At 34.8% G+C, this 16,566-nt stretch carries 13 protein-coding genes; 10 read left to right on the top strand and 3 right to left on the bottom strand.

Annotated features, from left to right (window positions below):
• The first annotated feature begins 2 nt into the window (after positions 1–2).
• The 4 genes from J7E44_RS05375 (at position 3) to J7E44_RS05360 (ending at position 9,453) form a co-directional block, all read left to right on the top strand.
• Positions 3–554, top strand: a complete 552-nt coding sequence (locus tag J7E44_RS05375) for a DUF1003 domain-containing protein (RefSeq protein ID WP_214826345.1) — start codon at positions 3–5, stop codon at positions 552–554.
• 243 nt (positions 555–797) lie between these two features.
• Entirely contained in the window at positions 798–3,182 is a 2,385-nt protein-coding gene (locus J7E44_RS05370) for a choice-of-anchor L domain-containing protein (RefSeq protein WP_214826343.1), read from the top strand.
• Positions 3,183–3,362: 180 nt separating this feature from the next.
• Positions 3,363–6,968 carry a choice-of-anchor L domain-containing protein gene (locus J7E44_RS05365; protein ID WP_214826341.1) on the top strand — a complete coding sequence of 1,202 codons (3,606 nt, stop codon included), beginning with the start codon at positions 3,363–3,365 and terminating at the stop codon, positions 6,966–6,968.
• A 127-nt stretch (positions 6,969–7,095) separates the two neighbouring features.
• Positions 7,096–9,453, top strand: coding sequence for a choice-of-anchor L domain-containing protein (locus J7E44_RS05360; protein WP_214826339.1), 2,358 nt, complete (start codon positions 7,096–7,098; stop codon positions 9,451–9,453).
• A 76-nt stretch (positions 9,454–9,529) separates the two neighbouring features.
• Here the strand turns inward: J7E44_RS05360 and rsmA are convergent, their stop codons facing one another.
• Positions 9,530–10,300 (bottom strand): 16S rRNA (adenine(1518)-N(6)/adenine(1519)-N(6))-dimethyltransferase RsmA, encoded by a 771-nt coding sequence (gene rsmA / locus J7E44_RS05355; protein ID WP_214826337.1) that lies wholly within the window; start codon positions 10,298–10,300, stop codon positions 9,530–9,532.
• A 91-nt stretch (positions 10,301–10,391) separates the two neighbouring features.
• Here rsmA and J7E44_RS05350 point away from each other — a divergent pair, with 91 nt between their 5' ends.
• From J7E44_RS05350 to rluF, 6 genes are all read left to right on the top strand, one after another.
• Positions 10,392–11,291 (top strand): cell division protein FtsX, encoded by a 900-nt coding sequence (locus J7E44_RS05350; RefSeq protein ID WP_214826335.1) that lies wholly within the window; start codon positions 10,392–10,394, stop codon positions 11,289–11,291.
• Between the two features lie 4 nt (positions 11,292–11,295).
• Positions 11,296–11,592, top strand: a complete 297-nt coding sequence (locus J7E44_RS05345) for a DUF3098 domain-containing protein (protein ID WP_214826333.1) — start codon at positions 11,296–11,298, stop codon at positions 11,590–11,592.
• A gap of 80 nt (positions 11,593–11,672) precedes the next feature.
• Positions 11,673–12,491: an undecaprenyl-diphosphate phosphatase gene (locus tag J7E44_RS05340; RefSeq protein WP_214826331.1), complete on the top strand. Its 819-nt coding sequence runs from the start codon at positions 11,673–11,675 to the stop codon at positions 12,489–12,491.
• 43 nt (positions 12,492–12,534) lie between these two features.
• Positions 12,535–13,233: a tRNA pseudouridine(55) synthase TruB gene (gene truB / locus J7E44_RS05335; protein WP_214826329.1), complete on the top strand. Its 699-nt coding sequence runs from the start codon at positions 12,535–12,537 to the stop codon at positions 13,231–13,233.
• The gene (locus J7E44_RS05330) at positions 13,230–13,823 is read left to right on the top strand and encodes a hypothetical protein (protein ID WP_214826327.1); all 594 of its coding nucleotides are present in this window, start codon (positions 13,230–13,232) and stop codon (positions 13,821–13,823) included. Before truB ends, J7E44_RS05330 begins: the two co-directional genes overlap by 4 nt.
• A complete protein-coding gene (rluF, locus tag J7E44_RS05325) occupies positions 13,823–14,545 on the top strand; it encodes a 23S rRNA pseudouridine(2604) synthase RluF (protein WP_214826325.1) in 723 nt (240 codons plus the stop codon). Before J7E44_RS05330 ends, rluF begins: the two co-directional genes overlap by 1 nt.
• 79 nt (positions 14,546–14,624) lie before the next feature.
• Here the strand turns inward: rluF and J7E44_RS05320 are convergent, their stop codons facing one another.
• Both J7E44_RS05320 and J7E44_RS05315 read right to left on the bottom strand, forming a co-directional pair.
• Positions 14,625–15,914 (bottom strand): ComEA family DNA-binding protein, encoded by a 1,290-nt coding sequence (locus tag J7E44_RS05320; RefSeq protein WP_251040497.1) that lies wholly within the window; start codon positions 15,912–15,914, stop codon positions 14,625–14,627.
• A gap of 225 nt (positions 15,915–16,139) precedes the next feature.
• On the bottom strand, positions 16,140–16,553 hold the full coding sequence (locus J7E44_RS05315; RefSeq protein WP_214826323.1) for a copper resistance protein NlpE N-terminal domain-containing protein: 414 nt from the start codon (positions 16,551–16,553) through the stop codon (positions 16,140–16,142).
• Positions 16,554–16,566 lie beyond the last annotated feature (13 nt).

Genomic DNA, 16,566 nt, shown 5'->3' with positions numbered 1-16,566 from the left:
TGATGAAAACGCAGACCGAAAAAACAGAAATTCTGGAAAAGATTGCTACTGGTATTACCTGGTGGATTGGTTCTATCCCGTCACTCATTGTTCATACCCTATTTTTTATAATTTCATTTCTCCTCCCGTTACTACATATTGTAGAGTTCGATAAAATGCTTTTGATTCTAACCACAGTGGTATCTCTGGAGGCAATTTATCTTGCTATATTTATTCAGATGTCTGTTAATAGAAGTCACGAAAAAATTGAAGATATTCAGGAAGATATAGAAGACATTCAGGAAGATATCGAAGAGATTAGCGAAGACATTGAAGAGATCAGTGAGGATATAGAGGAAATCAGTGAAGATATAGAAGAGATTAATGAAGATATTGAAGATATTCAGGAAGATATAGAAGAGATTAATGAAGATGAAGATGATGAGGATCATAATGAAAGGGCAAAAAAAGTGATATTAAAAAGCAGCGTGAACTCGAATAAAAATGAGATCAAAGCTTTAAAAGATCAAATTCTCCTTCTTCAAAATGAAATAAATAATTTAAAGAAAGAATGATAAATGAAATTGATCAAAAATCACTTTTTTAGTTCAATAAGGATTTCTTAATCATTTTTTAATATAGCTTTTTTTCTAATTTTAAGCTAAATATTAAATTTTTTATTGCTAAAAACTGCCCAACTAATTGTTTAATTATGGTGAAATATTAAAATAGTATTTATTTTATCTAATACTGTTTTGATTCATAAAAAACGAACATCATATCTTTATTTTTATTATTTTTGGACAAACAATACCAAAATGTTAAATTATAGATTGAAAAACTACTTTTTCTTTTTAATATTACTATTAGCTCCCCTATTTTTATTTTCTCAGAATACGAAGAAAATGCCTCAGCGGAAAGTGAAAAAGGAGAAGTTTACGGCAGCAAGTATGAAAACTGGAGCATTTATTGATGTAAATGTAGCTTCCTATGCTCCTTCTGCTTTTACTCCGGCACAGCTTGTTAAAGACATCCTTATTAATGGAGGGACGAATTGCTCAACACCTAATGTAACGAATGTAACAGTTAGCCCTAATCATGATGTTGGGAATAATGACAGATTTTGGGGGTACTTTCATAAAGGAACAACCAGTTTCCCTTTTACAGATGGAATCGTTTTAACGACAGGATATGCAAGAGAGGCGGGAAATACCTTATATACCGGAGGAAGTTTGTCTGGGACAATTTCATCACAAGGTGATCCTGACCTTGCTGCGGCTACTGGTACTAGCCAAGGTAGTCAGCGTGATGCAGTTGCTTTAGAGTTCGATTTTGTTCCTAATTCTAATCAGGTTAAATTTAATTATTTGTTTGCATCTGAAGAATATTCCGGAGGGTATCCATGTAATTACTCAGATGCCTTTGCATTGCTTATAAAACCTGTAGCCGGAGGACCTTATGTCAACGTAGCGATTCTTCCTGGAACGGCAGGTGCAGTAAGTGTTACCAATATACGTCCCGCAAATGAAGATAACGGAGATCCTTTAACTTGTGGGGCTCTTAATGAAGCATATTTTGCAGGATATAATACAGCTAATATAGAGACGAATTATAATGGAAGAACAATTCCTTTAACAGCGATTGCAGATGTTACTCCCGGTGTTGCTTATCATTTTAAAATGGTTTTATCAGATTATAATGATCAGAGTTTAGATTCAGCTGTTTTTTTGGAAGGAGGATCTTTCGATATAGGAATAAAAATTGTAGATGGAACGGGTGCTATTTTACCAGATACCATCCATATGTGTGATAATACACCACAGATATTAAAAGCGCAAGTAAGCGCTGTACCGGGAATGACTTTCCAGTGGTTTAAAGATGGGGCTCCTATTCCGGGAGCTACAAATGTCCAGTATATTGCAACACAGCCTGGTGTATATGAAGTAAAAGTTTCTGTACCTGGAAATCAATGTCCGGGATCAGCAACAATAACAATTATAGGGGGAACGACACCAACAGCACATGATGCTATATTGAAGATTTGTACGACTCCAAATGCACTTAATTTTGATCTAAATACAGCAACCCCATTAATTAGCACAACGACAGGTGCTGTATTTCATTTCTATGTAAATCAGGCAGATGCTGTTGCTCAGAATAATAGCTTTATCACTAATTTATCTAGTTATGATGGTACAGATGGTCAGATTTTATACGTAGTGGTTTCCAATGGAGCATTTTGTAGCAAAATGATTAAGCTAACCCTTAAAAAAGAAGCTACTCCGATCGCTCAGGTCGTTTCTTCAAAAATGAAAATCTGTTCAGGTGAATCTGCTATACTTACAGCTTCCGGTGGTGTTACCTATTTATGGAGTGATGCGTCAACGACTGGTGCAGTAAGAACCGTAAGCCCTACTCAAACAACAACGTACACAGTATATGCTATCGGAGCACAAGGATGTAAATCATTGCTGCCTGCTACTGTAACGGTAGAAGTGGTTCCAGCTATTGTTTCTTCTCTTAAGGGGGGAATGATTTGTACTGGTGACCAAATTACCTTAGATGCAGGATCAGGACCTAATTATACTTATTCCTGGAATACAGGTGCAACTACTCAAACCATTACTGCAGCTACACCGGGTACCTATACCGTAACGATCGACAATGGTGTTTGTTCTAAGATATTTACTACAGAAGTAATTCAGGCTATTCCTCCAGTTGTGATTAAGGTAGATTACAATGCTAGTGGAACTATGGTTATTACTGCTAGTAATCCAAGTAACGGACCACTGGAGTATTCTGTTGATAACGGATTAACATGGCAGCCTTCTAATGTATTCAATAATGTTCCTAAAAATAAAGTTATAGCAATCAGGGTTCGAGTGAAAAATACAAGTTGCGTAGGGTACCTGGAATATTTTACTTTTATAATGAAAAATGTAATTACACCTAATGGAGATAATGTAAATGATATTATTGACTTTAGAGGAATTAACGAGTATAAAGATTTTACAGCAAGTATATTCGACCGTTATGGACGTGAGGTTTATAAAGCTGAAAAAGTAAGACCTTATTGGGATGGTTATTTCCAGGGCAAACGTTTACCTTCATCATCATATTGGTATCAGGTAACTTTTGAAGATCCTGCAAGTAAAGAAAAAGCGGTAAAAACTGGTTGGATATTATTGAAGAACTTTGAATAATTTGAATAATGTATTAATCATACTTATAAAAAGACTAACGATACGTTAGTCTTTTTTTGTTTTTTAATTAAATTTAAATGGATAGTTTAATATAAATAAGTTTATATTATTAATAATACAATTTGCTTTGATATGAATTTCAATCAAAAAAAATAGTATTTTTGTTGAAAACAATATAAAATGTTAAATAGGAGGACAGGAAGTTTATTTTTGGCTTTATTTTTAGTTCTTGTAGGTACTCTGGTTTTCTCTCAAAGCAGAGGGAAGGTTGTTCCATCGAAACCACCTAGAGCTGAAAGTATGAAAGCCGGAGTATTTATTGATGTAAATGCGCCCGGATATCCAGAATCGAACTATAACATTACTCAATTGGTTAAGGATGTCTTGATAACAGGAGGTTCTACATGTACCACAGCAAATGTAAGTAATGTTTCCGTATCTCCTAATTTAGCAATAAGTGATCAGAATAGAAGTTGGGGTTATTTTAATAAGGCAACTACCAACTTTCCTTTTGCAAAAGGAATTGTCCTTGTAACGGGATTTGCAAGAAAGGCCGGGAATAATTTTCAGGGTACTTTAAGTGATGGCTTACCATCAGGTGGAGATAGCGATTTAGCAAATGCCATTGGTGTCAATAATTCTAATTTAAAAGATGCAACTTTTATAGAGTTTGATTTTGTTCCAAGCTCTACAGAGGTTTCATTTAGATATATATTTGCCTCTAAAGAATATAATAGTCAGAACCAATTTGCATGTAGTATTTCAGATGGTTTTGCCTTATTATTAAAGAAAGTAGGTGATCCAAATTATACCAATCTGGCAGTGCTTCCTAATGGCGCCGGACCTGTAAGTGTTACAAATATACATCCATTAATTCCTCCTAGCAGCACTTTTCCAGGTTGCGGTCCTGTCAATCAGCAATATTTTGCAGGAATGAATAACCCACAAATTGAAACCAATTTCGATGGACGAACTGTTCCATTAATTGCAAAAGGAACTGTGATTCCTGGCCAGACTTATCATTTTAAAATGGTTTTAGCGGATTTCCAGGATGTTAATTTTGATTCTGCAGTTTTTTTAGAAGCCGGATCTTTTGATATAGGAGTTCAGATTTTGGGACCTGCAGGGGTAGCACTTCCACCATCTATTAATGTTTGTGATAATACACCACAAGTACTTACTGCTTCAGTTCAGAATTCAACCGCTTCTTATCAGTGGTTTTTAAATAATGCTCCTATTCCCGGAGCAACAAGTGCTACTTATACAGCAACACAACCAGGAGTTTACACTCTTCATGTTCTGCTTGCTGGAAATACGTGCCCCGGAATAGCTACTGTTACTATTGTTGGTGGAACTTCTCCTACAGTTCAGAATTCAACATTAACAGCTTGTTATGCTCAAGGAAACGCAATTTTTAATTTGCCGGCTGCGCAAGCATCGATCAGTGGAACACCAGGAGCTACTTTTTCTTATTATGCAAGTTTAGCTGATGCTAACGCCGGAAATGCTAATACTATTGCTACACCGACTGCGTATTCTAGCCCCGGAGGACAAACAGTATATGTTTTGGTGAAAAGTGGTTTTTGTTCAAAAGTAGCCCAGCTGCAATTGATCAAAGCACCACAGATGACAGGGACTATAGCACCGCCAACAGCCTTAACATGCGCTAACTCACAAATAACACTGAATGCTTCAACATCAGTATATCCACCTGGATCTACATTCAACTGGACTACGACTGGTGGAAATATAGTTTCCGGAGGGAATACATTAACTCCTGTAGTAAACACTGCAGGAACTTATACACTAACAATTTCTAATACCTATCAGCCAGGAAATATAACCTGTACGGCTACTGCTAATGTTACCGTGGTAGGAGACAGTGCACCACCTACAACAACGGTGGTAGCGACAAAAGTATTGATCTGTGCTGGAGAAACAGTTACATTAACAGCTTCTGGAGGTGCTACTTATAATTGGGTTGGACTACCTGGAACGGGAAATACACAAACCGTTACACCTGCAGCTACCACAACTTATACGGTAACAGCAGTAGGAGCAAATGGCTGTGTTTCTCAAACTGCAGCAACAATAACAATTGAAGTTTCCCAACCTATTACGGTTCAAAATGCCACATTATTAAAATGTTATCAGGCTGGTAATATAATCTATGATCTGACCTCTGCTCAACCACAAATAACTAGTGTGGCAACAGCTACATTTGCTTATTATGTACTTTTGGCAGATGCCAATGCTGGAAATGGAAATACAATTGCAACGCCTGCCACTTATTCAAGTCCAGGAAATCAGACTGTATATGTTTTAGTGAGAAACGGTGGTTGTAGCTATGTTGTTACACTGCAATTGCTAAAAACAGCAGAAACTACTCTAACAATTGCAGCACCACAAAGTATTACTTGTACAACGCCACAATTAACATTAAACGCTTCAGCTTCAATAATTCCTGCTGGTTCTTCAATATTATGGACCACTACCGGAGGTACTATCGTTTCGGGAGCTAATACGTTAACTCCTGTTGTGAATGCTGGTGGAGTTTATACTCTAACAGTACAAAATACCACACAGCCAGGAAATTTAAGCTGTACCTATACAGCAAATGTTACCGTAATAGAAGATAAAACACCTCCCGTTGCCACGGTAATCTCTTCTCATGCACAAATTTGTTTAGGAGAATCAGTTACTTTAACTGCAAGTGGAGGAGTAACTTATAATTGGGTTGGATTAACGGGTAACGGTAGTACGCAGGTTGTCTCTCCAGCACTAACAACTACTTATACTGTTTTCGCAGTAGGAGCAAATGGATGTATTTCAACAAATCCAGCAACTGTTACGGTTGTAGTGGGGCCTCCTGTAGCAACAGTTTCTGCTTCAAAACTAAAAATATGTGTTGGTGAATCAGTCACTTTAACTGCTTCCGGAGGTATTACATACAATTGGGTAGGATTAACGGGTAATGGAAATACACAAGTTGTTTCCCCAACTGTTACCACCACCTATTCGGTGTATGCATTGGGAGGAAACGGATGTACTTCTGTTAATCCGGCTAAAGTAACCATTGAAGTAGTTCCTGCTATTACTTCTACTTTAGAAGATGTGTATGTGTGTGTAGGTGAAACTGGAGTTTTAGATGCCGGAAGCGGTCCTAATTACACTTATATCTGGAGTAATGGCGCAACAACCCAAACTATTTCAACAAATGTCACCGGGACTTATACAGTGACAATTAGTAACGGAACCTGTACGAAAGCTTTTACAGCTCAATTATTGAATCCTAATTTGCCTCAGTTTACCAATATTGTTTTTGAAAATCATGTTCTTACGCTAAGTGCAACGAATCCTACAGGGGGTATTTTAGAATATTCTATCGATGGAGGAGTTACCTGGCAAAATTCCAATATATTTTATAATGTTTTAAATAACAACAATTATAATTTAGTGGTAAGAGTAAAAGATGCCAAATGTAGTACAACTTTAAGTTATTACACTTTTGTAATCAATAATGCAATTACTCCTAATTCTGATGGGTTAAATGATACCATTGATTTCTCTGGAATAAGTAGTTATAATAATTTTGCAGCTTCTATTTTTAATAGATATGGACAGGAACTCTTTAAAGCTACAAAGCTTGAACCTGTCTGGAGAGGAAATGTAAAAGGACTTAATCTACCTACTGCTACCTATTGGTATAGAGTGCAATGGGAGAATCCTGCAAGCAAAAAGTTAGAATTACGAACAGGTTGGATATTATTGAAAAATAGGAATTAATATTCAAAAATATGCGATAAAAGTAAAGTCTTCCATAAACGGAAGACTTTACTTTTTTAACATAATAATGTTAAATATGTATGTGGTATGTTTAAAAAAAAATTAAATTTGTTGAAACAAAAATATTATGAAGAGATATCTCCTATTGTTTTCTTTTTTTTTAATCTCATTGAATTTTTATCATTCACAAACTACACCAGCCAGAAAGCCCCAAGTAAAAAAACTTTCGGCTTCGGCAGCCAAAGCAGGTACTCTTATTGATGTAAATGCTCCTGGGTATAATGAGTCGAATTTTACAATGGATCAATTAGTGAGGGATGTGTTAATATCATCAGGAACTAATTCATGTGTTACACCGAGTGTGACAAATGTTGTAGTAACTCCTAATTTACCAGCTAGCGACGTGGATAGGGCTTGGGGATATTTTCATAGATCCACAAGTAGCTTTCCTTTTAAAGATGGAATTGTATTAGTCACAGGAAAGGCTAATCGTACAGGGAATACACCGGACACAGGGCTTAGTGATGTGGTCGGGACGGGTAGTGATCCAGATCTAGTAGCAGCAACAAATCCAAGTAAACCACTATTTGATGCCGTAATCTTGGAATTTGATTTCGTTCCTACGTCATCTCAGGTTAAATTTAATTATTTAATGGCTTCTGAAGAATATACCGGTAGCTATCCATGTGGATTCGCGGATTCATTTGCTTTACTAATCAGACCATCTACGGGTGGACCTTACACTAACATGGCAGTATTGCCTAGTGGAGGAGGTCCCGTAAGTATTACAAATATTCACCCCGAAATTACAGGTTTTGGAGGATGTCCTGCTATAAACGAAACATTTTTTGCAGGTTATAATCCGCCCATTAGTGATACAAACATTAATGGGAGAACAATTCCCCTTACTGCAACAGCAACCGTAGTTGCTGGTCAGCAATATCATTTTAAGATGGTAATTGCAGATGCTGGAGATACTTCTTTTGACTCGGCGGTATTCTTAGAAGGAGGATCTTTTAATATTGGTGTAGATTTGTTAGATCCTTCGGGAGCTACTTTACCATCGGATATTAATGTTTGTGACAACGTGCCACAAGTGATCACAGCGTCTGTGAGTGATCCTAATTTATTATATCAATGGTTTTTTAACGGAACACCTGTTACAGGTGCAACTACTAACACGATCACGGCTATTCAACCTGGAACATATACTATTGAAGTAAGTGTCCCGGGGAATCCATGCCCGGGTAAGGCATCTATCCAAATTCATGGTGGAACAACTCCTAATGCAAATGATGCTACATTATTACTCTGTACTACTCCTGATATTACAACATTTGATCTGGTTGCTGCAATGCCAACAATGAGTACAACACCAAATGCGGTATTTCATTTTTATGAAAATCAGGCTGATGCTATAGCTCAAAACGACAATTATATTACTACTCCATTGAGCTATAATGGAAATGATGGTCAGATACTTTATGTAGTCGTTTCTAATGGGGGCTTCTGCAGTAGAATGGTTGAACTTAAACTATTTAAAGAAGCTTCTCCTACTGCGCATGTTGTTTCTACAAAATTAAAAATATGTCCAGGTGATTCTGTAAATCTTACTGCGACTGGTGGGGTAACCTATCAATGGAGTAATTTTACAGGTACTGGTAACACTCAAACGGTAACTTTATACAATACAACAACATTTACAGTATATGCAGTCGGTGCAAAAGGATGTAAATCTTTGCAACCTGCAACAGTTACTGTAGAGGTAGTACCTGAAATTGTTTCTCCTTTAAAGGATGTTGAAATGTGTATTGGGGACAGAGTGACATTAGATGCAGGAGCCGGTCCTAATTATAAATACTTATGGAGTACAGGTGCAACTACACAGACTATTTTTGTAGATCAATTAGGAATCTATTCTGTAACGATCGATAACGGATACTGTACAAAGGTGTTTACGTCTAAAGTAATGGCAGCTACATTACCTTTTATTACAGGATTAGATTATAATAATAGCAATACATTAACAATTACTGCTGTAAATCCATCAATTAACAATAATCCTGGAGTACTGGAGTATTCTGCTGATGGTGGAGTTTCATGGCAGACCTCTAATGTATTTCCTGGTTTAATAGATAATACAACGTATAATCTACAGGTAAGAATACAAGGAACACATTGTGTAGGAACCCTTGACTTCTTTACATTAAAGATATCGAATGTTATTACTCCTAATCAGGATGGAATCAATGATGTTCTTGATCTTAAATCGCTCGGTGATTTTGATAATTTCACAGGATCTATTTATGATAGATATGGTGTTGAAATGTTCAGGTTCACCAAACAGAATCCAGTCTGGGATGGAACAGTAGGAGGTAAGAGATTATCGACTGCTACATATTGGTACAAGTTCAACTTCCAATATCCTAAATCAAAAGCTCAGATGAACTGGTCGGGTTGGATCATGCTTAAAAACAGAGAATAAATAGATTATCAGTCATATAATTCATAAAAAAGCCTTTCAGATTTTGAAAGGCTTTTTATATTCTTATCTTTTTCAGTTATAGATTCTCTTTCCATTGCTTGGTGAAAGCTATAAAATCATGAATACTAAGTTCTTCAGCTCTTTTGTCTAAAAATTCATGAGTTTTTAATACTTCAGGAATATTCAGTATTTTAAGTGAATTAGATAATTTCTTTCTCCTTTGGTTGAATCCCGCTTTTACGATCTGCTTAAAAAGAACTTCGTTACCAGCTAATCCTTCCTTGGGATTTCGGGTCAATTTGATAACTCCGGATTTCACTTTTGGAGGTGGGTTAAAAACATTTTCATGAACCGTGAACAGATAAGAGACATCGTAATAGGCCTGAATAAGTACCGATAAAATTCCATAATCTTTTGTTCTGGGAACCGCTGCAGTCCTTTCAGCAACTTCCTTTTGGAACATCCCTACCATTTCTGGTACCAGTTCGTAATGATCTATTATTTTAAATAAAATCTGTGAAGATATATTATAAGGGAAATTTCCAATAATAGCAATTTGCTCATTGTTTATAGAGGCGAAATCCTGTTTTAGAAAGTCTCCTACAAAGTTTTTCTCTGTAATTTTAGAATAGTGCTTTTTGAGATATTCTATAGATTCATTATCTATTTCTGCCAGATAAATATATTGATCTTTTTCTAAAAGATATTTTGTGAGGACTCCCATTCCTGGTCCCACTTCCATGATATTATTGTAATTTTCAAAGCTTAGGCCCTCTACAATTTTTCTCGCGATATTTTCATCTGTCAAAAAGTGTTGACCAAGATGTTTTTTTGCTTTTACACTCAAAGTTTTTTATGATTTCGTTAACAATGATTTTCTCCTTTTCGTCCCAAATTTCGGAAGATTTTTTCTATTTTAGCCAAAAAATTTAATATTAATGGCGAAATCTGTAGATGAATTTAATAAGAAAAGACTTAGGTCTAGCAATATTACAGTAGTAATAAGTATTGCCTTAGTGTTATTTTTATTAGGGTTAATGGGATTGATCTTAATTAATGCCCAGAAATATTCTGACTATATCAAGGAGCAATTAGTTGTGAATGCGTACTTTGACGAAAATTATGATGCTAAAGATTCTGTAAAGATTGCAAAACTCGAAGAAGAAACTTTTAAAAAAGTACAGACCTTAGCTCCTGTAAAGAGAGCAACTTATATTTCAAGAGAGATGGCAGCCAAAGAGGCGAAAGCGAGTATGGGAATAGATAGTGATGCACTATTTGAAGACAATATCTTCCCCTCATCTATCGAAGTAGCCTTAAAACCTGAATATGTAGATCCTGCTAAAATTGATGCGGCAATAAAAACACTAAAATCTGTTCCGGGTATTATAGATGTGAAAAATAACAGTACCTTGATGGTCGATGTTTACAATAATTTGAACCGGATTTTAAAATGGATCTTAGGGTTTTCGATCTTATTCCTTGTTTTAGCGGTCGTTTTAATTAACAACTCAATTCGTCTGAAGATATTTTCGAAAAGATTCATTATTAAAACAATGCAGCTTGTAGGAGCAAAAAGAAGATTTATCCTCAAACCTTTTATTATTGAAGCCCTGATTTTAGGATGTATAGGATCTGTTATTGGCCTTCTTGCATTATTTGGGGTATGGTATTACTTTACGAGTCAGATCGGGTCCGCTTTTGTACAGGATAATAATCAATATTTCTGGTTGGTTCTACTTGTATTCGGAGTGGGAATTTTTATTACCGTTTTAAGTACTATTGTGGCTACTTGGAGATTCTTAAGAACAAACGTTGACGACTTATATTACTCTTAAAAAAATGAGCAAAAAAACAAATAAATTTTCCGCAGCAGAATTTGGTACTGATACCAAAGCTCCACAGGAAAACACTTTTTACTTCGGGCAACAAAACTTTAAATGGATGTTAATAGGATTAGCATTTATTGTAGTTGGTTTTCTGTTGATGATGGGTGCAGATGCTAACACTGTCGATGGGAAATATGATCCTAATTCCTGGAATGATGGTATTTTCTCTATTCGAAGAATCAGAATAGCTCCATTGTTCGTAGTCATAGGTTTCGCTATCGAAGTATATGCGATTTTAAAAAGAAAATAATTTTTTATTAAAGATTAAGAAGTTGAGAAGTTTAGATTTTTCTGAATTTCAAAATCTCTTAATCTTTTAATTTTATAGATATGGATTTATTCAAAGCAATTATTATTGCCATTATAGAAGGTCTTACGGAGTATCTTCCAATTTCTTCTACTGCACACATGGGCTTTACAGCCAATTTAATGGGTTTGAAAGAGGATGAATTTTTAAAGATGTTTCAGGTCTCTATTCAGTTTGGTGCTATTTTATCTGTTGTAGTTGCTTACTGGAAAAAATTCTTTGATTTTAATAATATTAAATTTTACTATAAACTGGCATTTGCTGTAGTACCAGCTTTAGTTTTAGGATATCTTTTTGATGATAAAATAGAAGCTATTCTTGGTAATCAGATTGCCATTTCGTCTGTCCTTGTTTTAGGTGGAGTTGTGCTTTTATTTGCTGATACATGGTTTAAAAATCCGGTTATTGATGACGAAAAAGGGATAACAATAAAAAAAGCTGTAACAATAGGTTTTTGGCAGTGTCTGGCAATGATGCCTGGAACCAGTAGGAGTGCTGCTTCCATCATTGGAGGAATGACACAGGGATTAACCCGAAAAGCAGCGGCTGAATTTTCTTTTTTCTTAGCTGTTCCTACCATGTTAGCTGTTACTGTATATTCTGTTTTTGTTAAAACATGGGGAAAAGAAACCCCTCATCCTCAAAAAGGATATGAGATGATTTTATCATCACAGGATCATCTTACTATTTTCATAGTTGGGAACGTGGTAGCATTTATTGTAGCATTAATTGCTATAAAGGCATTTATCGGAGTACTCAATAAGTATGGTTTCAAACCTTGGGGATGGTATCGTATCTTTGTTGGAGTAGCTTTGCTTATTTATTTTTACTTTTTTAAATAAAACTTATTCCTTTATTGATTTATTTATCATTCATCACTAATTTATGACTGCTGAAAACGTATTAGAAGGCCATATATTTTTACTTGATAAACCATTGGATTGGACTTCTTTTCAAGCGGTAAATAAAATGAAATATAAACTCAAAAGTGAGTTTAACCTTCCCAAAAAATTTAAAATAGGACATGCCGGGACCTTAGATCCAAGGGCAACCGGTTTGCTTATCGTATGTACTGGGAAATTTACAAAGAGGATTCCTGAAATACAGGATGCTCCTAAAGAATATTGGACAGAGATCAAAATAGGAGTTCAAACAGAATCTTATGACACCGAAAAACCTGAAATCCTTCACCAGGATATTTCAAATATTTCTGAAGAGCAGATAAAAGAGGCTTTACAAAAATTTATTGGTGAGATCGATCAGAAGCCTCCTGTTTTCTCAGCAATAAAAATTGATGGTAAAAGAGCTTATAATCTGGCCAGGGCAGGTGAGGAAGTAGAAATGAAGTCCAGAAAGACAACCGTTTTTTATATTGAGAATATTGAAATCAATCTTCCTTTAGTAAGTTTTACGGTAGGCTGTTCAAAAGGAACTTATATCAGAAGCCTGGCACACGATATTGGACAGGAGTTGAACGTAGGTGCTTATCTAACGCAGCTGAGGAGAACAAAAATAGGGGAGTATAAAATTGAAGATGCTACTGATCAGTTTTTAGAAAACGATTATAAATTTGAAACTATATGAAAAAAGCTCTCTCTTTGTTTATAAGCTTGTTTTCAATATCTCTAGCATATTCCCAAAATACAGAAGGTAAAAAACCAAAAATGGATTTTTATATTAATCCCTCTCTTAATCTAGGTTATAATCTGGGAAATAGTATCAAGGATAATCAGAATTCAGATTCTCCTTATTATCAGCAAAATATAGCTCCTTATGTGCCAAACAAAATTACTTACGGAATGACCGTAGTTGGAGGATACAATTTTCTTCCTAATTTTGCACTGGGAACTGGACTAAAGTATAGTTTTATTGATAGTAATTTTCATTTATTGTATTGGGTTATTCAGCCTAAATTTATTTTTGCCCCGGGAGATGAACCTTTTTTTATAGATGTTAATTATGCAAAACAAATCAATAATTCTGTGGTTTCAAACGCCGAAATGTGGGGACTGAAACTGGGGAAACAGATCTCATATTCAAAAAGATTAAGCCAGGAAGGAGGAATTGTTCTTGAAAATCATAAATTTGATCAATCAAGTGCCTTTTTTATCGGTTTGAGTTATGGCATAACAATTTTCAGCAATAAAAATTATACTGGTTACGGAGAAGATTAATGGAAAAAACACGTATTAATAAATATTTATCAGAAGTTGGTTTCTGCTCGAGAAGAGCAGCAGATAAGTTATTGGAAGAGGGTAGGATAAAGATCAACGGGAAAATCCCAGAATTAGGAACAAAAGTTTCCGATGAAGATGTAGTAGAAGTTGATGGTAAGCCTATCAGAGAGTCTGAAGAAAAGCCTGTTTATATTGCTTTTAACAAACCTGTGGGTATTGTTTGTACAACTGATGCCAAAAGAGAAAAAAATAATATTGTCGATTATATAAATCACCCCAAAAGAATTTTTCCTATTGGGAGATTAGATAAACCCAGTGAGGGTTTAATCCTATTAACTAATGATGGTGATATTGTAAATAAGATTTTAAGAGCAAGAAATAACCACGAAAAAGAATACCTTGTTAGAGTTGATAAGCCTGTTAATCCAAGATTTTTGGATAAAATGAGGAATGGTGTTCCGATCCTAGATACAGTAACGAAAAAATGTGAAGTAGAGAAAGTGGATGATATGACTTTCAGGATTATTCTTACTCAGGGTCTCAACAGACAGATCCGTAGAATGTGCGAATACCTTGGCTATGAAGTAAAAAAGCTTAAAAGAATTCGTATTATGAATATTAAATTAGATCTTCCAATGGGTAAGTGGAGAGATTTGACCGATGAAGAATTAGCAGAGCTGAATATGCTTCTTGAAGATTCCAGTAAAACCTTTGACTAGTTTTTTAATCTTATAAACTACTAAACCTCTAAAAAATAATCCGGAACTGTAAACTTATATCTCGTACCGGGAATTTTACCTATTTCATGTACAATTTCATCCTTGCCTCATACTCGGGTTTTAGTTTAAGCAACTTCCATATTTTTTTATCATCTGGATCACTTATCCGATAGTAGATGATCTTATCTGCTGAATACTTAAAATAAGGGTGGTTCTTTAACCATTCCTCAGGAGCATCAACCAATGTGTATTTTGTGATAATAGAGGACTCTAATTTGCAGGTTGATGTTAATTTTTGAACCAGGTTAATATCGATATTGTAGGTATCTAGAATTTGTTGTTTATTAATAAAACCGCCTAATTTTTTTCTAAAACCGATAATAGATCCAGCACTTTTTTCATCCAGACCAAATTCCAGAAGCTGCTTAAAGGTAATTAAATTCAGATCTATGGTTGCAAAGTCAGTTTTCTGCTGCGTAATTTCAGCTTTCCTTTCTATATTTTGTGATACATTTATCTTAATATAGGGGCGTAATTCCTCAAACTTTTCTGGGGAAATGACAAAACACTTTTTAATATCATCTAGGTTTGTAAAATTCCCTTTTAAATTTTTGTCTCGATAATTAACAATTGTTCGGGCTTGATTCTGTGAAAATCCTAAAGATTGCCAACCATCAATATTTAAAGTATTGGGATCAAAAGAATGAAGCTTTATTAAAGGCTTAGACTCTTTGTTGCTTACGGAGTTTTTATAGTTGTCAGGAGTCTTTTCCGGTAATATTAAATATGGAGATAGTTGCTGATAATTTTCATCAGTAATGATAAAGCAATCTTTGAACTTTTCCTTACTGACAAAACTACCCCCTAAATAAGCTTTGTATTTTAAAATTGCTTGTGCCTGTTTCTCACTAAAGCCTATTTCTTCCCATTGTCTTTCTGATAAGTGATCGGGATTGAATTTTCCGGATACTGAGATCGATTTTCTTTCTGAATATTGAGAATGAAAAGTTTTCCCCTTGTTTTTGCTTTCGGGAAGTAAAATATAGGAACTAATCTCTGCAAATTTTTCTTCTGAAATGGCATAGCATTTCTTTAATTGCTCCTTAGAGGTGAATTTCCCACCTACAATTTTTTTGTAATTTAATATGGTTGATATTTGCTTTGATGAAAAACCTAAGCTTTGCCATTGCTTCTCATCAAAATCGTTAGGATTAAATTCGGCTAATAATATCTGAGATGCCTCTTCCGAAACAAATTGTACATCAGGAAAATTTTCTTTTTCTCTACTTGTGTATTGTTGAAAGGCGAGCAAAATTAAGAGCAAGATACCTAAAAATGCAACCTTCTGGTAATAGCCTCTTTTCATCATAAAGTAAACTTATTAATAAACCAGAACTAACCAAAATAGAATATGGTTAATTTGATTAACAGTAGGTAATCAATTGTTTTTGTCGTTTTTTTGAATGAAAAATAAGTCAGAATTGTATTTAAACCTAATTATTTTAATGTTGCTTGTAAACACTTCTTATCATAGTAGACAAAAAAATCCTCAAAATTACTTTGAGGACTCTATTTAATTGATAATCGAGTGTACTTATTGGCGCACTAAATTATATTCTGTTCCTTTGGTTTCTTTAGTCCATGCGCTACCACTATGCATTTGAATTGTTTTATCATTAATGACTGAAAATGTGGTTACTCGGTCTGCAATATTTAAGTAGATCAGAATTATCTTATTCAAATTTTTATCATATTTCCAGGTTCCCGTACTCGACATTGGATCAGTGCTGCCAGGAAGTGTTTCAGCCAATGTAAAAGTATTATCGTTCTTAAAAATAATTTCAACATTTTGTTTAGAGTCCCCCAAAGGGATTGTTCCACTGTAAGTTCCGATAAAAAAGGTTGAAGTTTTTGAAGTTGAAGCATCTTCTTTTGATTTTTTCATTGTACTACAAGAAGTAAATCCAATTAATGACAGACAAAGTGCTGCTACAAATATTTTTTTCATAATATGTTTTTTA

This window comes from Chryseobacterium sp. ISL-6 (assembly GCF_018613715.1).
GTDB lineage: Bacteria > Bacteroidota > Bacteroidia > Flavobacteriales > Weeksellaceae > Chryseobacterium > Chryseobacterium paludis.
The sequence above is the reverse complement of the archived record's forward strand: the minus strand, read 5'-3'. Positions and strand labels throughout refer to the sequence as shown.